General features: G+C 39.4%; 15 protein-coding genes and 2 riboswitches. Of the genes, 8 read left to right on the forward strand and 7 right to left on the reverse strand.

The genetic code is table 11. The features are described 5' to 3' along the window. Positions 1 to 44 precede the first annotated feature (44 nt). A complete protein-coding gene (locus QNH48_RS26600; protein ID WP_283952686.1) occupies positions 45 to 515 on the forward strand; it encodes a GNAT family N-acetyltransferase in 471 nt (156 codons plus the stop codon). A 29-nt stretch (positions 516 to 544) separates the two neighbouring features. Here the strand turns inward: QNH48_RS26600 and QNH48_RS26605 are convergent, their stop codons facing one another. Further along, positions 545 to 2,638 carry a sensor domain-containing protein gene (locus QNH48_RS26605; RefSeq protein ID WP_283952687.1) on the reverse strand — a complete coding sequence of 698 codons (2,094 nt, stop codon included), beginning with the start codon at positions 2,636 to 2,638 and terminating at the stop codon, positions 545 to 547. A gap of 811 nt (positions 2,639 to 3,449) precedes the next feature. Here QNH48_RS26605 and QNH48_RS26610 point away from each other — a divergent pair. Further along, complete coding sequence (locus QNH48_RS26610) at positions 3,450 to 5,594, forward strand: ABC transporter permease subunit (RefSeq protein ID WP_283952688.1); 2,145 nt, start codon at positions 3,450 to 3,452, stop codon at positions 5,592 to 5,594. A 236-nt stretch (positions 5,595 to 5,830) separates the two neighbouring features. Here the strand turns inward: QNH48_RS26610 and QNH48_RS26615 are convergent, their stop codons facing one another. Then, positions 5,831 to 7,051: a helix-turn-helix domain-containing protein gene (locus QNH48_RS26615; protein WP_283952689.1), complete on the reverse strand. Its 1,221-nt coding sequence runs from the start codon at positions 7,049 to 7,051 to the stop codon at positions 5,831 to 5,833. A gap of 195 nt (positions 7,052 to 7,246) precedes the next feature. Between QNH48_RS26615 and QNH48_RS26620 the strand changes: the two genes are divergently transcribed. Beyond that, entirely contained in the window at positions 7,247 to 8,545 is a 1,299-nt protein-coding gene (locus tag QNH48_RS26620; protein ID WP_283952690.1) for an MFS transporter, read from the forward strand. A 166-nt stretch (positions 8,546 to 8,711) separates the two neighbouring features. Here the strand turns inward: QNH48_RS26620 and QNH48_RS26625 are convergent, their stop codons facing one another. Beyond that, a complete protein-coding gene (locus QNH48_RS26625; RefSeq protein WP_283952691.1) occupies positions 8,712 to 9,113 on the reverse strand; it encodes a hypothetical protein in 402 nt (133 codons plus the stop codon). A 177-nt stretch (positions 9,114 to 9,290) separates the two neighbouring features. On the opposite strand from QNH48_RS26625, the gene QNH48_RS26630 reads away from it, so the two are divergent. From QNH48_RS26630 to QNH48_RS26650, 5 genes are all read left to right on the forward strand, one after another. Next, on the forward strand, positions 9,291 to 9,485 hold the full coding sequence (locus tag QNH48_RS26630; protein ID WP_283952692.1) for a hypothetical protein: 195 nt from the start codon (positions 9,291 to 9,293) through the stop codon (positions 9,483 to 9,485). A gap of 226 nt (positions 9,486 to 9,711) precedes the next feature. Further along, positions 9,712 to 9,811: riboswitch (SAM riboswitch) on the forward strand. A 73-nt stretch (positions 9,812 to 9,884) separates the two neighbouring features. Further along, a riboswitch (SAM riboswitch) is annotated at positions 9,885 to 9,988 on the forward strand. Between the two features lie 203 nt (positions 9,989 to 10,191). Then, on the forward strand, positions 10,192 to 11,223 hold the full coding sequence (locus tag QNH48_RS26635) for a methionine ABC transporter ATP-binding protein (RefSeq protein WP_283952693.1): 1,032 nt from the start codon (positions 10,192 to 10,194) through the stop codon (positions 11,221 to 11,223). Next, a complete protein-coding gene (locus QNH48_RS26640) occupies positions 11,213 to 11,863 on the forward strand; it encodes a methionine ABC transporter permease (protein WP_045518363.1) in 651 nt (216 codons plus the stop codon). The genes QNH48_RS26635 and QNH48_RS26640 overlap by 11 nt, the downstream gene beginning before the upstream one ends. Positions 11,864 to 11,880: 17 nt before the next feature. Further along, a complete protein-coding gene (locus QNH48_RS26645) occupies positions 11,881 to 12,711 on the forward strand; it encodes a MetQ/NlpA family ABC transporter substrate-binding protein (protein ID WP_283952694.1) in 831 nt (276 codons plus the stop codon). 61 nt (positions 12,712 to 12,772) lie between these two features. Further along, positions 12,773 to 13,987 (forward strand): M20 family metallopeptidase, encoded by a 1,215-nt coding sequence (locus tag QNH48_RS26650; RefSeq protein WP_283955896.1) that lies wholly within the window; start codon positions 12,773 to 12,775, stop codon positions 13,985 to 13,987. Between the two features lie 63 nt (positions 13,988 to 14,050). Here the strand turns inward: QNH48_RS26650 and QNH48_RS26655 are convergent, their stop codons facing one another. The 4 genes from QNH48_RS26655 to gcvPB all read right to left on the reverse strand — a co-directional run bounded on the left by QNH48_RS26655 (position 14,051) and on the right by gcvPB (position 18,795). Further along, positions 14,051 to 14,881: a carbohydrate ABC transporter permease gene (locus QNH48_RS26655; protein WP_283952695.1), complete on the reverse strand. Its 831-nt coding sequence runs from the start codon at positions 14,879 to 14,881 to the stop codon at positions 14,051 to 14,053. Then, positions 14,881 to 15,798, reverse strand: a complete 918-nt coding sequence (locus tag QNH48_RS26660) for a carbohydrate ABC transporter permease (RefSeq protein ID WP_283952696.1) — start codon at positions 15,796 to 15,798, stop codon at positions 14,881 to 14,883. The genes QNH48_RS26655 and QNH48_RS26660 overlap by 1 nt, the downstream gene beginning before the upstream one ends. 86 nt (positions 15,799 to 15,884) lie before the next feature. Then, on the reverse strand, positions 15,885 to 17,180 hold the full coding sequence (locus QNH48_RS26665; RefSeq protein WP_283952697.1) for an ABC transporter substrate-binding protein: 1,296 nt from the start codon (positions 17,178 to 17,180) through the stop codon (positions 15,885 to 15,887). Positions 17,181 to 17,220: 40 nt separating this feature from the next. Beyond that, entirely contained in the window at positions 17,221 to 18,795 is a 1,575-nt protein-coding gene (gene gcvPB / locus QNH48_RS26670; protein WP_283952698.1) for an aminomethyl-transferring glycine dehydrogenase subunit GcvPB, read from the reverse strand. Between the last annotated feature and the right edge of the window lie 11 nt (positions 18,796 to 18,806).

Raw genomic sequence — 18,806 nt, forward strand, 5'->3', positions numbered from 1 at the left:
TTAACGGCGGCGGCGGTTTTACTTTTAAGAAGGGAGTATTGTAAATGCAGTTCGTTGTAAAGAGGATGACGGAGGAATACGCAAAACAGATCCTAACTTGGAAATATGAAGCACCCTATGATTTTTATAATAATGAAGAAAGCTCTGAATCTCTTAACGAATTACTAGAAAACCCTTATTTTGCCTTGTTGAATACAGACGAAACACTCGTTGGCTTCTTTTGTATTGGCAGCGCAGCTCAAGTGCCATTTGGCAACACAGTAGGTGCATATTCCGAGGATATAACAGATATTGGAATTGGGATGAACCCTTCCTTAACAGGTCAAGGTTTCGGAGCGGAATTCTTCTCATTCATCCTTTCCTATGTTCTAGAAACCTATAAGGCTGATTCTCTCAGATTAAGTGTTGCAGCTTTTAACCAAAGAGCGATCCACCTTTATACGAAACTCGGATTTGTTAAAAAGATGGAGTTTAGTAGAGGATCTATCGAATTTATTACAATGGTAAAAAAATAAAATGGCCGAGGGCAATTTTGTCTTCGGCCTTATTGAAATTTATTTTGAATTCCCTGCTGTTTAGACGTAAAGAATGTCTCAATCAGTTCAACACTCGTTGGCCTGCTAAAATAATACCCCTGCATGTTATGGCAGCCAATGCTGCATAAGAATTGATATTGCTCTAGCTCCTCCACGCCCTCTGCTACCACATTCATTCCCAGATTTCTTCCCATTGCAACCAAGGTGCGGCAGACAGATCGCTGATTTTTATTCTCCAATCCTTCAATAAACGATTTATCGATTTTTATCGTATTAAATGGATATTGTACAAGATAACTAATCGAAGAATAACCGACACCAAAATCATCAAGAATGAGATCAACTCCAATATCCTGTAACTCTTTTATCGTATTTAACGTTTTCTGAACATTGGTCATGGCCGTTCGCTCTGTGATTTCTATTTTGAGTAATTGGGGCGGCAAATCATAGTGTTCCAGTGTATCTTTTACATTTTGAGGAAACGACTCAAGATTGATTTGTCGCGCTGGCACATTAATCGATACATAAAACGGCGGCAGGTTCATATCTGCCCATAGCTTACGCTGTCTGCAGGATGTTTCCAATACCCAGTTGCTTAATTTTATGATGAGGTCCGACTCTTCGGCAATTTGAATAAATTCTCCTGGGGATATTGCCCCCAAAACAGGATGATTCCAACGAAGGAGTGCCTCCAACCCTATCACTTGTTTCCCGTAAACATCAACGATTGGTTGATAATCTAAATATAATTCATTTTTTTCAATAGCCTTATGAAGGTATTGTTCAAGCAGAAGTTTTCGTGAAAGACTTGTCGACATTCCCAATTCATAAGGCTGGATTCCCACACCGCTTTCCTTTGCAAGATACATCGCATGATCGGCCTTCTGAATTAATCCTTCTGCCTCATATCCATGATCCGGAAAAATGCTCATCCCAATACTTGCACTTAGTACATATTCATTTTCAAGCAGCCTGATTGGTTTCGCAATAATCCCATTTATCCTCGCTGCCGTTTCAAGAAGATCCTCTTTTGTACTCAGGTTATTGAGCAAAATGACAAACTCATCGCCGCCTTGGCGAGAAATAATATCTTCATTTCTTAAGCTCACCTTCAGCCTCTCCGCTATCACCTGTAATACTTTATCACCCATTTTATGGCCCAAAGAATCATTGATATATTTAAATCGATCAAGATCCAGGAATAATACTCCAACCAACTTTTCCTTTTCCCTTGCTTCCGTTAACGCTTTATGAAGCTCATGATCCAATTTCCGTCTGTTTGGCAGACCGGTTAATGAATCATGAAAGGCTAAAAAGGTTAGTTTCTCTTCTGCACTTTTTCGCTTCGTAATGTCTACTACAATTCGGTCAATTCGGATGGGTTCATGCTGATGTTCAGAAAAAATCGGTACAATAAAATCAGACACCCATTTTTGCTCCCCGCTTTTGCTCACAATACGGTACTCATGCAGAGAGGATCTCCCCTTCTTCACCAACTCCATATGTTTGTGGGCGCCCGTTTTATCAGCAGGCAGAATTAACTTCTCCCATAACAGGTCATACTGCAGAAACTCCTCTTCACGATAGCCAAAAATAGTCTGACAGACAGGCGATATCGAAATCGTCTCCATTGTTTTGACATCCAGACTCCATAAACAAATCTCAATGCCCGTGAAGATATTATCCCAATGACTAGGGATAGAGCGGGCGGTTTGCCGTTTTTCATTTGCGATATTGGTAATGTAACCACAAATACCAAGAATCACGCCATCTACTTCGACTGGGATAGATAGAATATTTACTATCATCACAGAACCGTTCCGTTGTCTAAGCTTCGTTTGAAAGCTCAGTTTTTCACCCTTCAGTACAGCATTAATATGATCAATCGCCCTACCAATCTCCTCTTCTTCAAGGATTGAAACGAAATTTTGTTGATAATGATACTGTCTCATGTACCCGGTTAATTCTTGAACACCTTCATTCGAAAAAACAATCGTTCCTTCCAAATCCATTAAGTAACAAGGATAAGGCGCACCTGTGAGTAAGGGCTTACAAATTTCAATATATGAATTTATATCTGGCTTTTTGATCTCACTTCTCAAAAGAAATCTCCTTTCTACGATTACTGAGAATCAACAATTACTACTTAAGGTGACCTTATACTAAACTCGTAGAATTAGCTGTGATAGATATCAACAAACTCAGACAATATTTTCACCTTCCACTACTAATCAAACGTTTGATTAAAAGTGCCCTCAGCTCCTGTAAAAAAAGAATAATAGTCAATTTCCTGGAAAATATTTTGTCGTTGCTAAGTCGAAAAACAGTTCTATTTGCTGGACAAGCTTTTGGTTATTTCTCATTTTAAATTTGTTATCTTAAAGTCATGGAAAAGTTATTTATTGTCCACTTTATGGTTATCAAGTTAAACACTAGGAATTATGTAGTTTATACTATTGTCGTTGTAAGCGGTTTCAAATATAATGAATGTACACAATCGAAAAAACAGTTGAAGGTAATCTACAACTATTATTAGGGAGTGGATTTCATGGACGAGCAGGGTAATTTCGCATATGGGCTAGTTTGGGGCACTTCTTTAAGTGTACCGCTATGGATCGCGTTTTTCGGTTGGATAAAATTAGTCATTCAATTACTTTTTTAATAGATACAAACTAAAATGCCCTTGCCTGCTACCTACAGGCAAGGGCATTTTCTAATACCCGTTAAAAAACAAATTTTTTACCTTTTAATGTAACTAATTAAACTCCAGTTACGTCCATAACCCAAAGGTTGAAATAACTGGAAATATATTTGGTTGAAAAGGGGGAATATTTCGAATATAATTTTATTTACGTGACACTACAACTATTATGCGAAAGTAGTAATTTAGAGGAGATAATGGGGTGAGAGAAGTTGAAGATTGTTAGATCAATTACATACTATATACTTGGAATACTATCGATCTTTTGTATAAGTGTTTTTCCACAATATTTTTCCACTAGAGTAAATCCTGATGCTTCAGGTTATTTTGAGCAATTATTCTCTTTTGGCAAGGACCTGTTTAAACCAGAAACATGGATTTATAAATTCGAACGATCCATAGCTGGCGGTGCTCCAATGATGGATATTATAGGGCCGGCATTTATTTATTCCATGCAAATCCTCTTAGGAGCTCTTTTAGCAGGATTCAGCATCGCACTTCTTCTCGCTATAGGGTCAGCCTTTTTACCTAAAGTAGTTCTTAGCCCGGTAAAAAGACTGCTTGATGTATTAGAGTCTGTTCCAGACTTAATCCTCGCTACGTTATTACAAGTATTATCTATCGTTATCTTTAAAACGTTTGGAGTGGATTTATTTGAGGTGGCAAGCTATAAGGAAAAGGCTTATTTTGCCCCAATTGTCACCTTGGCTATCTTACCGCTTGTCTCCATGTTCAAGATTTTACTTCTTATGATTGAGGAAGAGTTTTTGAAGGTTTATGTCACCTTTGTAAAAAGTAAAGGGATAGATAAATTCAATATTTTAATCAGACATATCTTAAAAAATATCATGCCCCTTTCGTTTCATCACATCAAGATTATTATTTGGGGAACACTTTCAAGTCAATTTATTATTGAGCGGGTATTTAACGTTCATGGACTAACCTTCTACTTACTTGATAACTTCCAACCGATAACCATTTTTGTTACGCTGGGTCTAATTTTTACGCCCTTTTACTTTCTATTCCAGTTAGTAGATCTTTGGCTTAAAGAAGATCAGACGCTTTCTTTCGAAACGAGACGGAGTTCCTGGTGGCACAAATGGCGGGTGGGAAATATGGCGGGTGGGGCAAAGAGGTTCTTTGAAAACATCCTTTTTTCTCTTCAATCTATTAACCTTAGAAAAGTATCGCCATTCCGCCCATTTATCAATGTACTGTTTACCTATGGGAGGCATATGAAAAATTGGAAGTTCGCGCTTGGAGCGTTATTTTTCATAATAACCATCAGTTACAGTATCATTTATTCGGTCACCACCGATAACCACGTCGACCAAGTAAGACTTTATTACGCGGAAGATGGTGTAACACTGCTCAGTGCGATGCCGCATGCACCAACAAAGCCCTTCTTCTTTGGTTCAGATAAATTAGGGTTCAGCCTTTTTGACCAATTAGTTATTGGCGCAAAGTATACATTGATTTTCGCCTTGTTAATTGCCTTATTACGGGTTCTTGGCGGTCTTTTGTTTGGTATCATTTATGCTTTTCACTTAGGTCCCCGCACCCAGCAATGGCTTGGGAAGATAATCGATTCGATTCATTTCCTGCCGTTAAGCTTGATTGCGTACATCTTGCTCGCGCCGATCTTAATGCCGGCATTTACCGGCTTTGGCTATGAATTTACCTACACCTTTACCGAACGTGTTTTATTAGAAATGTTTATTTTAACCATCCTGGTGGTTCCGTTAACAACGGTTTTATTAGGAAAAGAGATAAAGCGAGTTCTTGATTATGAATTTATTTCCAGTGCGCGCGTTTTAGGCGGCAGCAGATTTCATCTATTCTGGCGTCATATTTTCCCGCATATTGGTCCCCGTTTGACGATTTTACTTGGGACTCAATTTATCCAAGTACTATTAATCTTTATTCATTTAGGGATATTTAAATTTTTCTTTGGCGGGACAAAACTTGACTTTGATCCGATGGGTGCAAATCCGCCAATGTCGATAACCCATGAATGGTCAGGGTTAATTGGGGAATTAGGAAGAACCATTATCGCTTCTGGCCGCTACTGGTACTTGTGGATACTTGTTGCCTTCATGCTTGCGATCTTTGCGATGCAGCTGATTATCCAGGGAGTGAAAGAAGTTCAGCAGGTAAAAGTCGGGGTGTTATATAAACTTCCAAAAGCACGCAAGTTAAAGGTGAAACAGGCAAGTGAAGTTCCATCCTATCAAATTACCAAGAATAGCTTTAAAGTGATTGGAAGCGTAGACAAGCGGAATGAACCTGAAGCTGAGCGGAAGATGGAGCGAAGGTTAAAACCAAAGTTTAAACGAGGGTTTGAACGTGGAATATAGATAATTGTCTTTTCATAATTGGATTGGTTACCACTTTTCTAATTTTCCTTTGATTTCGGTCATCATGAACCCTTCATGGTGACCACTTTTTCGATTTTCCTATGATTTCGGTCACCATGAGCCCTCTATGGTGACCACTTTTTTGATATCTCCTTGTTTTCGGTCACCATGAGCCCTCTATGGTGACCACTTTTTTTGTTTCTCCTTGTTTTCGGTCACCATGAGCCCACTATTGTTTATTTTTCTTTGATTTTATTGTACGTTTCTATCGCAAATTCCTTGAAAGGTGTATTTGGAAGGGTTTCGAAATTCTTAACAGCCAGTTGGGCAGCCTGGAGCGCCTCCTCCATTTCTCCAAGTTCACAATGGCATAGTGCTTTGTATGCATACCGAACATAAAAGAGTGATAAGTCGAACGGATGGTGCGTTGTAGACGGTGTCTCTACTTTTTCAATATAAAAAATTGCTTCTGTATATTCACCGAGGCCATAAAGGGCCTTTGCTTTTTCAATTACGTATAAAGATCCGACGACATCCTTCAACTTTGGGTCTTCCAAATAACGATCAATCATCTCCAACGCCTTGGAATAATCATGTTTTTCAGTATTTAGAGTCATAATAACAATATAGTCGTGAATGAGGATGGAAAGTAAGTCATCCGCGAAATCACCGTATTGCTTTAGCTTTCGTAAATACAATTCTTGCTTTTCTTTGTCGTTTCTCATCGTAGCCTGTCCTGCTCCAAGTCTGTATAAATCATCCGTGCGATAAAAAATTTTATGCTTTTTTGAAAAATTAAACGTCTTTTCCATCGTAAGTGTGGCAGCACGATCATCTCCAACAGCAAAGTGTAATACCGCTTCAGTATAGTCAAGGTCAACTGTAGTCATTGGATCCATATAGACATGATTGGATTCAATATTTGCACGTTCCCTTACCAAGATTTCCAAAGCACTTTGATAATCATGCTGAACGAATTTCACCATTGTACGAAAAATCGCGATTTGGGCACGGTTAGCTGTTAAGTTCATCTTGTCATACAAGGCCGCTGCTTGACCTGAGAATTCCTCCCAGCCTATTAATTCTTCTCCATAAAGACTTCGGCTATAGAGATCTAACAAACGTGCCGATTCATAGCCTTGCGTAAGATTTTTTATAAAAGGTTCTATAAGAGTTATTAGCTGCTGATATTTATCTGTTGCGGTTTCCCCTTTTTGATTATAGATCGTTTCTGCCTTTTCAAGCGTTTCTCTTAATTCCTGTGTACTGATTTCTTCTAATAAATCCGTTACCTCAACCCCTAGTCCCTCAGCAATGTAAACGAGGCTTTCCATAGACGGCTTCGCTTTATTATTCTCAATGAGGCTGAGCATCCCTTTTGTAAGTCCTTCCCCTGCCAGCGCTTCAAGTGTCAGCTTTTTTTGCTTTCTTATTTTCCGTATTCGGTCTCCTAGCATCGAATGAACAACCTCCTACTTTCGGATAGTTTAATTATATTAAACATTCCCTCAAATGGAAAGGTGTAAACAAAATAGGCTTAGATTTTGTTTAATTAAATTAAACTTTTACTTGATTTGGTAAAAACTTCATGTTATGATTTGTTTAATTAAATTAAACTTTTTTCCAAAAACTCTAAGGAATGAGGAGATAATATGAATAATAGTAACATGTTAAAAAAAGCCACTTACCATCTTTGGACGTTTACTATAAGCAAACTGATTGCCTCTTTTGGTTCACAGGTATATTCATTTGCCATTAGTTTTTATATTTTGCAAGCCACAGGATCGGCGAAAAGTTTTGCGCTAAACTTGATTTGCAATGTATTACCTCGTACCATCGCTGCACCATTTGCAGGTTATATCATCGATAAATATCCACGAAAAAGGATCGCGATAATCTCACAAATAGCAACTACCTTAGCTATCGGGGGATTGTTAGTCGTCAGTGTCACCTCTGGTTTATCCTTAACCGCTATTTATATCACCACCTGCATCCTGTCCCTTACATCCATGTTTTCCAGTGTAGCGTTCACTTCCTCCATAACAGGACTTGTGGACGAAGCCAGAATTCAAAAAGCAATGTCCTTAAACCAAATGTCTGTTTCCTTTGCGGCTATTGCCTCTCCCGCAGTCGGAGGACTTTTGTATGGAGTGATTTCCATGCCGCTATTCCTCATTTTCTATATGACTGCTTCATCGGTTGCCATCGTTCTCGACGCCACGATGAATTTCACTTTGTTCGCCGCCCAAAAAGCAGAAATAGTGGAGAAGTCTAAAGAATCCATGTGGCAAGGAATGAAGGCGGGTGTCTCCTATTTAAAATTACAGCCGATGTTAATGACCATTATCTGGATTGCCTTATTAGTTAATTTCCTTTTCAGCGCCTATCAGGTTGGATATTCCTTCATCCTTATTGAAAAATTAAAAATGCTTTCCCACCATTTTGGTTTTACAGAAGGCGCCTTTGCCGTTGGAATGCTGCTATTATCGATTTATCTCTCCCTCCGGAAAGAGATAAGATTTCCATTGCTGGTTTCAAAAAGAGGCATTATTCTCATGGGGGTCATCATGGGAAGTACCATATTACCTTTACTCTTCACGATGTCTTACAACATCATGTTTGGGTACTACATTCTTCTTCAATTTGGGTTAGGAGTTTGTATTGTATTCGTCAATACACCAACCCAAGTAATGATGCAAAAACAAATTGCAAATGAATTTAAGGGACGTGTATTTTCCCTTATTGAAACAGTTGCCATGGCATTATCACCATTAGGAATGGTGCTATATGGATTTTTGTACGATATCTTCCCTGCCGAATGGGTTCTGCTTCTATCATCTGGATTATGTGTGAGCGTAGTCCTTACTCTTTTAAGACCAACCGTCATACGAAGAGTTCATCCGGAACTTGCAGTGGAAAAAACAGTGAAGAAAAGTGCTGAGGCATTTTGATGCAGGTTAAATGATCATAACGTAGGAGGCTGGTGCCTGTTGATGCCAGCCTCCACTTTATTTATCTGTTTTTATCATTCTCCTAACAATCCTTAAATGAACCGCCAAGACTAAAAAAACGAAGGGATATAGAAAGATGGAATACCAAAGCTTCCAGCCTGTATAGTTAAAAAAATGTGTTTTTTCCTACAAGAAATTCAATAATGGAGGAGCCTGCTGTCCATGCAAGAAGGTTAAGGAGTTTCTTTTGGTTAGTCCCATTAAACGGATAATAATTTAAGAACAAAATACTAACTGGAATAAAGTAAAGAAACTCACCAACAAACCCTAGCCATTGAAAGCCTTTGCCAAAATATCCATACAAATGGTATTTAAAGACGAGAACCAAATCTACATTAATACCAAATACCAAAGCAAAAAGACTGGTTGTATATATTTCAATCTTTTCGGAACCAGATAAGCAATAATAACAAGAATAAAAAAGAAGATAAATACCAGCTTCCACATGGATGGATTTCTCCTTCAAAAGCATATAATTATAAGTTATATTTTCCAACTCCTTGCTCAAATACTCACACTCCAAACACCATCCTTAAAACATGTCTTAAGCACTGCTTCACACGCCTATTCAAGAGGATTAAATTTCCAAAAAGATAGTTATTTGGAACTGATTTATTATTCTGGCAAATAAATAACTCTTTTGATGAATACTAATGAATTAACCCCACGAAAGGAGTGAGATGCAATGAGTGTGTTAGATCGCAGCCCTTTTTTATACTTCTTATGTATCCTTGCTGGTTTTGCCTTTCTAAGAGTTGAGCTAACTGGTTTTCTTGCGCCTCTTAGCCCATTAGTTCTCCTAATTGGAGTCCTAGCTGTCCTTTTATTCTCTCTTGTATTAATCATCCACGGGGTACTTTGTTTAGTAAAAAGAAGGTAGTTCGAAAAACAATCAACATGGTAGAGAGCGATTTCTTTTGCTCTCTTTTTCTTTATTTAAAGACTATGAAAAAATTTTTATTATTTTTTCAAATTACCTATCTGTAGAGGATGATAACGCTTTAATTAGAAAAGATTAACTATTATTTTAAAAAAGGGATTTGACTTTTGTATATTACTACAGTAAATTAATTAACAAGTTCAAAAAATGAATAAAGTAAAAATACTTCTTATCAAGAGAGGTTGAGGGACTGGCCCTATGACACCTCGGCAGCGGAATATCTGATTCTGTGCCAAATCCAGCAAGTATGACTTGATAGATAAGAAGAGGACCTATGATTTTTTCAATTCGCCCTCTTCTTTTACAAGAAGAGGTTTTTTATTTTTAACTGAATAATATTTCTTATCCAGAGAGGTTGAGGGACTGGCCCTATGACACCTCGGCAGCGGAACCCATTGGGGACTGTGCCAAATCCAGCAAGCAGCAGGCTTGGGAGATAAGAAGAGTTTTTTTGCTATTGCTTTGCATCGGCATGCCCTCTTCTTATTCTCAAGAAGAGGGTTTTTTATTTGTTAAAGGCTGTTTTCGTAAAGATTGTTGTTAAAATCCTAAAGCCGATTTTAACGCGGAATAAATTATTTTTATACTCAAAATTAAGATTGCAAGCTCTTTTCTTACAAAATAGCCTAAAAAAGGAGAGATACACATGATCGAATTTCAGAATCTTAAAAAGGTTTATGAAAGTGGCGGACAGCAGGTTGCCGCATTGAACGGAATTGATTTGAAGATTAATAAGGGAGAGATATTCGGAGTGATCGGCTTTAGTGGTGCTGGGAAAAGCTCACTTATCCGCTGTGTGAACTTACTAGAGCGTCCGACCTCCGGCAGTGTCATTGTTGATGGTCATAACCTTACTTCCATGTCCGTCAAAGAAGTCCGAGAGATTAAGAAAAATATTGGGATGGTGTTTCAGCACTTTAACCTATTAAACTCAAAAACAGTGTTTGCCAACGTGGCAATGCCCCTTACGCTAGCCAAAGTTCCTAAGGATGCGGTCAAAAAAAGGGTGCAAGAGTTACTAGAATTTGTCGGATTATCCGACAAAGCGGACTATTATCCTGACCAGCTTTCAGGCGGACAAAAGCAGCGTGTTGGAATTGCCAGAGCATTGGCCACACAGCCATCAATCCTGCTCTGTGATGAGGCCACCTCTGCTCTCGATCCACAGACAACCAGCTCGATTTTACAGCTGTTGAAAAAAATCAATAACGAATACAACATCACGATTCTAATCATCACGCACGAGATGGCAGTAATTAGAGAAATATGTGACCGGGTGGCCGTTATCGAAGCAGGAAAAATTATTGAAGAAGGAACAGTGTTTGACGTCTTCTCAGCACCAAAAACACAGACAGCCAAAAATTTTGTTAGCACAGTCATGAATGACCAGCTGCCTGATTCTATTAAAGAAATCATTCAAAAGCATGATGGAATGCAGAGGATTTTCCGAATTAATTTTGTTGGCAGCACCGCGGGTCAGCCGTTATTATCACAACTAGCTAAACAGTTTGATATTCATATCAATGTCTTGTTCGGCAATATTACCGAGCTTCAAGGAACTCCTTTTGGAAACCTCATTGTTGAGTTCCAGGGATCTGACAAAGAAGTCATCCGCGCGTTAACGTATATCAACCAGAAGAATATCAGCATAAAGGAAGTGGTAGCACATGCTAGTTAATTCAGAGCAAATCATTTCTGCCTTAATCGAGACCATCCAAATGGTCGCCTTCTCGCTCTTGTTCTCAACCATCCTTGGTCTGCCGTTGGGAATATTGTTAGTGGTAACACGGAAAGGTCATCTGCTTCAGAATTTGCCGTTCTTTACCGTCTTGAATGGGATCATTAACATTTTCCGGTCTGTTCCGTTCATTATTTTATTAGTAGCCATGATTCCGGTCACAAGATTAATTGTCGGTACATCGATTGGAACCGCCGCGGCAGTTGTCCCTCTGGTATTCTATGCCGGTCCCTATATTGCAAGATTGATAGAAAATTCTTTGCTAGAAGTGGATCCAGGTGTAATTGAAGCAGCAGAGGCAATGGGTGCAACCCCAGGACAAATTATTTTCAAATTTCTTATTCCTGAAGCACTAAGTTCCCTTGTTTTAGCTCTTACGATTGCCACCATCGGTCTAGTTGGAGCATCGGCAATGGCTGGCGCAGTCGGCGGCGGCGGGATTGGAGATTTAGCCATTACATATGGTTACCAGCGTTTTGATACAGTCACGATGATGATTACAGTAGCAATTCTGATTGTAATGGTTCAAGGCCTGCAGTCATTAGGAAATATAGCAGCAAAAAAAATTAGAAGAAGATAACCTAGGAGGAAAATAACATGAAAAAACTATTACTATCCATCATTATTATTACATTGGCAATCATTAGTGCAGCCTGTTCTGAAAAAACATCCGAGGGTAAAGAATCAACTACTGTTAAGCTTGGTGTCAGCGGAACCGATACACGTATTTGGGATTTTGTAGCGAAAAAGGCAGAAAAAGAGGGAATCAATATCGAAATCGTTTCATTCTCCGATTACGTTGCTCCCAACACAGCTCTTGCAGAAGGCGAAATAGATGTTAATGCATTCCAAACTGTCGCGTATTTTGATGTATTTATTAAAGAACACAAATTAGACTTAGTGCCAATCGCGACTACTGTCCTTGCTCCAATGGGAATTTACTCTGAGAAATACAAAGATGTTAAAGACATTCCAGATGGTGCAAAAATTGCGCTTCCGAACGATGCATCCAATCAAGGCCGTGCCTTATTACTTCTTCAAGAAGCTGGGCTCATCGAATTACCAAAAGATTTTGATCCAAATGGCGATCTTACGCAAATCAAAGCTAACCCTAAAAACATTGAATTTGTTCCAGTTGTACCAGCGCAAACACCAAGAGCTTTGCCAGATGTTGCCGCTTCTGTGATCAATAACGGGATTGCTGGTGATGCAGGTCTTAGCCCATTAGATGATGCGATTTTCCATGAAAGTGAAACAGCTACCCCTTACCTGAATATTATTGCGGTCCAAGCAAAAGACAAAGACAACAAAACATATAAGAGATTAGCAGAACTTTACCAATCTGAAGATACAGCTAAATTTATTGAAAAAGAGTACAAGGGCAACATGATTCCAACATTCGTTCCACTAAGCAATATTGGTTGGTAGATAGAAAAGCTCCAGCGCCTTGTCCAGGCGCCGGAGCTGGACAATCAAAGGAGGAGAAATGATGACAGAAGCTGTTAAATCCATAACCGTATTAAAAGAAACAATCATTGAAAATGTGGAAAGCAATAAAGAGCTTTACCTTTCAACCAGCCATAGAATTCATGAAAATCCTGAAATCGGCAACGAAGAATTTTTTGCATCTTCCCTGCTAACAGACATTCTTTTAAAAGAAGGCTTTGAGGTTGAAAAGAGTGTTGCAGGACATGAAACATCATTTGTAGCACGTAAAAAATCAGAAAAGCCAGGTCCCTCCATTGCATTCCTAGCAGAATATGACGCCCTTCCTGGTTTGGGACATGCATGCGGCCATAATATTATTGGAACTACTAGCGTGGCTGCAGCGATTGCCTTGAGTAAGGTTTTACTAGAAACAGGCGGAGAAGCAGTTGTTTTCGGTACCCCTGCAGAAGAAGGCGGGCCAAACGGCAGTGCAAAAGGCAGCTTCGTTAAACATGGTCTTGTAAACGGGATTGACGCCGCACTGATGATCCACCCAAATAGTGAGACACGTCTAACCAGTTCATCTCTAGCAGTTGATCCGCTGGACTTTGAGTTTATCGGAAAGCCGGCACATGCCGCTGCTTCCCCGCATGAGGGAATTAATGCACTCGATGCAGTCATTCAGCTGTTTAATGGAATCAACGCGTTAAGACAGCAACTTAAAGACGATGTCCGCATTCATGGAATCATCACACATGGCGGAGATGCACCAAACATTATCCCTGAATATGCAAAAGCCAGATTTTTCATCAGGGCTGCTACAAGAGCTGGTTTGAATGAAGTTACTAAGCGGGTAAAAGCGGTGGCAGAAGGCGCGGCATTGGCCACTGGGGCAAAGTTGAATGTCATTGCGTTCCAAAATGAAGTCGATAACCTTCTATTAAATAGCAATTATGATGCAGTATTTAAGGAAGTTGTAGAAGAATTAGGTGAAACCGTGGTGGATTCTGGCGACAAAGGCATCGGCTCAACGGATGCGGGAAACATTAGCCAGGTTGTCCCTACCATTCATCCCTATATTAAAATTGGTGCTAGCAACCTTATTCCGCATACGGTACCATTCAGAGAAGCAGCAGCCTCCCCTAAAGGAGACCAAGCTCTAATCACTGGTGCTAAAGCACTTGCACTAACCGCGTTAAAACTGATTACGAACAAGGATACATTAGCCCAAATCAAAGCAGAATTCAAAGAAAGAAAAGCGGCAGAATCCAAATAATAAAACGCCCAGCGACGTAAACTTGTCGCTGGGCGTTTGTGTTCTAAGTCCTTAGCTACCCTGTTATTCTTTAACCGCACCACCTAGAATCCCAGAAATAAAATGCTTTTGAAGCAATAGGAAAAAGATCATAATTGGGACCGTAGATAAGGTAGTTCCTAACATTAACTGTCCATAATCAATACGCGCCATTCCGATTAAACTGGATAACGCAACAGGCAAAGTGAACATTTCTTTCGAATTTAAGGTAATAAGCGGCCAGAGTAAGCTATTCCATTGTGACATAAAAAGAAATATAGCAACAGCAGCCATTGCAGGTCTTGATACAGGTAAAATAACCGTGAAGAATATTTTTAATTCCCCTGCCCCATCCACTCGGGATGCCTCAATAATCGAGTCTGGAACCGACTTCATGTTCTGCCTCATTAAATAAATCGCAAAAGGAGAGGCCAGCGTCGGTAAAATAATTGCTTGATACGTATTTAACCAATTAAAGGTAACCATCATTTCAAACAATGGAATCAATGTCACCTGAGAAGGAATCATTAATGTGCATAAAATAATGAAAAAGAACAAGTTCTTACCCTTAAATTTAAATTTTGCAAATGCGTAGCCAGCCATTGAACTAATGAGTGTGCTAATCAATGTATAAACGAGTGCAATAAAGAGTGAATTCCAAAATATTTTGGCAAAACCTAATGATTCATTCAGCGATTGAAAGTTCTTTGCTAAGTAATCCCCTGGAAGAAGTTTAGGAGGTAAACGAAAAATCTCTCCTGATGGCAGGGTAGAACCGACAAGCATCCAATAAAATGGAGCAATCGATAAGACCACACCAGCGATTAATAAACAGTAAATCCCTATTTTCGAGGATATTTTCTTAGAATGTATCATTATTCATCACCTACCAGTTTCATCTGAACCCACGAAATGATTGCTGTGATTATGACAAGAACATAAGCAATTGCTGATGCATAACCAAAGTCAAAGAATTTAAAGCCTGCTTCATATAAATAAAGTGTAATTGTCATCGTGGCATTATTTGGTCCCCCTTGTGTCAAAATAAACGGCTCATCAAATAGCTGAAGGGTACCAATGGTTGACATGACAACTGTAAAAATAAATACAGGTTTCAATTGGGGAATCGTGATCATAAAAAATTGCTTTACTTTACTTGCCCCATCAATACTTGCTGCTTCATATAATTCCGATGGAATATTTTGCAAACCAGCTAAAAAAATCACCATATTATATCCTGTCCATCTCCAAGTCATAACAAGGATGACAGAGACCTTCGCCCAAAATGGAGTTGTTAACCATGGGATGGCTTCCACACCGACGAATGATAATAAATAGTTAACGAGACCGAAATGCTCATCTAAAAGGATCATAAAAACAATCGACGCTGCAACAAGCGCTGTGATTGCAGGCATAAAGAAAGAGATTCGAAAAAACGCCTTTCCTTTTAACATGGAAGAATGGAGCCCGACTGCAATCAGTAAAGAGAGAAAGAGCATGATTGGAACTTGGACAATCAGTATTTGAAAGGTATTTAAAAGAGATTTATAGAAAATGGGATCTTGGAATAATCGAGAATAATTGGCAAAACCCACAAATGATTTCTCCAGACCACGCACCTCTTGAAAGCTTAAGATAAATGAAAAAATTACAGGATACACGGTAAAAATCAAAATTAGCAGCACTGCTGGCGCGATAAAAACATATGGGACATTTTTAGGAGTTAATAAACTTTTTCTCTCTTTGACTCGAAAGCTTTTTTTCGTATTTACAACCTTTTCTGTTTGCTCCAACCGAGCCACCATCCTTACTTCTTAGGATTTTAGAATAAGAGAGCTGAGAAATATTGGAACACTCAGCTCTCTAACTTTCTAAAAATCTATTTTTTTATTTCATTTTTTAACTGTTCCTCCGCATCTTTTAATCCAGATTCAACCGATTTGTTTTCAAGCAAAATAGCTGCTTGTGCATGACTCGTAAGACTGGTTGCTTTTGCAAAGTTTTCGTTTACGTTAATTTGTGGCACGTGATCAACAATATCAGCAAACTTTTTGAAAATGGGACTATTATTAAAGTACTCGCTATTAGCAGTAAATATTGGATTGCTATACGTTTCCTTTAAGGATGGAAAAAGCCCATATTTTTCAAAACCTAACAGTTGGGATTCTTGATCTGTTGTAAAGAATTCTACAAAGGCATAGGCAGCAGATTGATTTTTACTTGATGAAGGAATCAACACGGATGATCCTCCTACGTTTGCATATCTAGTGCCGCCACTTTCAAAGCTCGGCAGATAAAATACATCCCATTTCCCTTTTAAATCTGGTGCTTGGTCCATGATAGTACCTGCATACCAGACACCATAAGGAACGGTGGCAACACTTCCATTTACTGTTGCGGTTACAATACCATCCCAACCTTTATTGTTTAGGATTAAATCCTCTTCATGAAGCCTTTTGATTACTTCCATGGCTTGAATTGCTTCCTTCGATTGCAAGGTGATTTTCTCTTCCTTATCAAAATAAGAAAGTCCTTGCTGCTGCATCATCATTTGAAAGACACCATCATAGTTCGGTATGTCAATGGGTAATAGCTGTGCACCAGTAGCTTCTTTAATCTTCTTCCCTGCTGCAATGTAGTCATCCCATGTTTGGATGGAATTTGGATCAATATTGGCCTTTTCAAAGAAATCTACTCGATAGAACATTCCTGCTGGACCAATGTCCCATGGAGCTGCGATGATATCTCCGTCTTTATTCTGAACAGCGGCAACCTTAGCTGGATTGAATGAATCTTTATATTGGTCATATCCAAGCTTGCCCAAATTTACAAATCCTTCAGGAAATTGGTGCAGATATCCAGGAATTCGTTCATCCTCCATTAACACAACATCTGGTAATCCTGAACCTCTTGCTGCCAGACCCACTGTTACCTTATCGTATAAATCGGAGCTATTGAAATCCTCTACCGTAACGATTACATCAGGATATTTTTTCTGAAATCCCTCAACTGCCGCTTCCATAGTTGCTGCGGCAACATCCCATCCCCATACGGTGATCTTCCCTGCTGGATTTTTTGAATCTCCCGTTTTCTCTTCATTCCCCGCTGTATTATTGGAACACGCGGATAGCAATAGCAGAATCATCACTAGCATAATCGACATATGCTTTTTCATTATTTTTGACCCCCCATTTTTTAAAAAAATGCCGTATTTACTATTTAACTAGATTATATGCTTCTGTTTTTTTTACATAAGTTCTCCAGGTGATGCACCATTTCTCTGGATTATCCAAATAATCTTGTTCGTCAATTTTGTGTATTGTACTATTATGCGGGGCACTTTTGACGATTTCTGGGTTTTCATATGCTTCATTGGAAATTTGCTCTAGTGCGTTGATATATTCATCTAAATCCTCTTTTGAATAAGACTCTGTTGGCTCAAGGGTAAACGGTTGTTTCACGATATAAGGATGGTGGCTAGTCCAGTAATGGAGGCCAAAATCAGTCATTCTTAACTGAATATCCTCTGTTGTTACCCCGGTTTCCTTTGTTAACTGCTCCCAGCTATAACGGACCTGCTCAAGGCGATGTCCTTTGACATATGGCGCACCCGCCCCGCGAATCGCTAAAACCTTGTGATACATATAGTTATTATTTAACACGGCAGTTTTGGCTACTTCCTTAAGGCCGCCAGCTCCAAGTGCGCGAATCCAGGCATAGGCACGCAATACCGTTTGAGCTACACCATGGAAGGAGCGAACCTTACCAATTGAATGCTCTAAATCGTGTTGGAGTGAATATTTGCCCTCATGATACTCAACAATTGGCGCCGGTAAGTACTCTTTCAGTGCTGCCGTCACACCTAGAGCACCAGTTGCTGGTCCGCCGCACATATGCGGGGCAGCAAAGGTTTTGTGGAGATTAAAGAAACACATATCAAAGCCTGCTTCTTTTGCTCTTGTAATTCCTAAGAGGCCATTCGCATTCGCCTGATCGTAAAAGCAAAGACCGCCTGCCTGGTGAACAATATCAGTAAACTCTTTAATTTTCGGATTAAATATGCCTGTATCTTCAGGGTTTGCTACAACAAATCCTGCTGTTCGCTCCGACACTGCGGCTTTTAATTTTTCAATATCAGGAAAGCCATTCTCATCCGGGTGCAAGGTAATAATTTTATAGCCTTTTACAGCAGCCGTTGCCGCCTGCGATGGGTGAGAGAAAATCGTCGTAATGATTTCATCCCGCTGATCCCCTTCTCCTTTTTGTTCATGGTATTTTCTTACGATTGATGCCATCGCAAACAGTGCTTGCGTTCCACTGCTTGGCTGGAAGGAGAAATAATCCATCCCAGAAATTTCTCTCATACATAAGTCCAGCTTGTAGAAAATCTCAAGCATTCCTTGAACAGTTTCTTCATTCTGTAATGGATGAAGCTCCATCATTTTCGGATCCCGAATTAACAACTCGTTTATTCTTGGAATGTACTTCATCGTACAGGTTCCTTGTCCAATTTCCACATTAAAATCTGAGCCAAGGGTTTCTTGCGAAAGTCTTAAATAATGTCTTAATACCCGTGCTTGACCAATTTCAGGGAGATTGGGCTTACTCTTTCTCCGCATCGCTGCCGGAATGGCCGATGTTCCATCTCCTACAGCTGATGCAATTCCGTCGTTTACCGGCGGCAGCTCCACACCCTTTTCCCCTGGCTGATGGAGTTCAAAAATTATCGGTTCATTCCATTTTGCTTGGTGAAAATCCCGGGTCTTGCTTGTGCGTTGAATTCTTTTCATGTCTGAATGCT

The organism is Neobacillus sp. YX16, from assembly GCF_030123505.1.
Taxonomy (GTDB): domain Bacteria; phylum Bacillota; class Bacilli; order Bacillales; family Cytobacillaceae; genus Neobacillus.

What these genes read in the sequence shown, in the direction of transcription:
- QNH48_RS26600 (WP_283952686.1), top strand. Translation starts at nt 45, where the DNA reads ATGCAGTTCGTTGTAAAGAGGATGACGGAGGAATACGCAAAACAGATC.
- QNH48_RS26615 (WP_283952689.1), bottom strand. Translation starts at nt 7,051, where the DNA reads ATGCTAGGAGACCGAATACGGAAAATAAGAAAGCAAAAAAAGCTGACA.
- QNH48_RS26620 (WP_283952690.1), top strand. Translation starts at nt 7,247, where the DNA reads ATGAATAATAGTAACATGTTAAAAAAAGCCACTTACCATCTTTGGACG.
- QNH48_RS26630 (WP_283952692.1), top strand. Translation starts at nt 9,291, where the DNA reads ATGAGTGTGTTAGATCGCAGCCCTTTTTTATACTTCTTATGTATCCTT.
- QNH48_RS26635 (WP_283952693.1), top strand. Translation starts at nt 10,192, where the DNA reads ATGATCGAATTTCAGAATCTTAAAAAGGTTTATGAAAGTGGCGGACAG.
- QNH48_RS26640 (WP_045518363.1), top strand. Translation starts at nt 11,213, where the DNA reads ATGCTAGTTAATTCAGAGCAAATCATTTCTGCCTTAATCGAGACCATC.
- QNH48_RS26645 (WP_283952694.1), top strand. Translation starts at nt 11,881, where the DNA reads ATGAAAAAACTATTACTATCCATCATTATTATTACATTGGCAATCATT.
- QNH48_RS26650 (WP_283955896.1), top strand. Translation starts at nt 12,773, where the DNA reads ATGACAGAAGCTGTTAAATCCATAACCGTATTAAAAGAAACAATCATT.
- QNH48_RS26655 (WP_283952695.1), bottom strand. Translation starts at nt 14,881, where the DNA reads ATGATACATTCTAAGAAAATATCCTCGAAAATAGGGATTTACTGTTTA.
- QNH48_RS26665 (WP_283952697.1), bottom strand. Translation starts at nt 17,180, where the DNA reads ATGAAAAAGCATATGTCGATTATGCTAGTGATGATTCTGCTATTGCTA.
- gcvPB (WP_283952698.1), bottom strand. Translation starts at nt 18,795, where the DNA reads ATGAAAAGAATTCAACGCACAAGCAAGACCCGGGATTTTCACCAAGCA.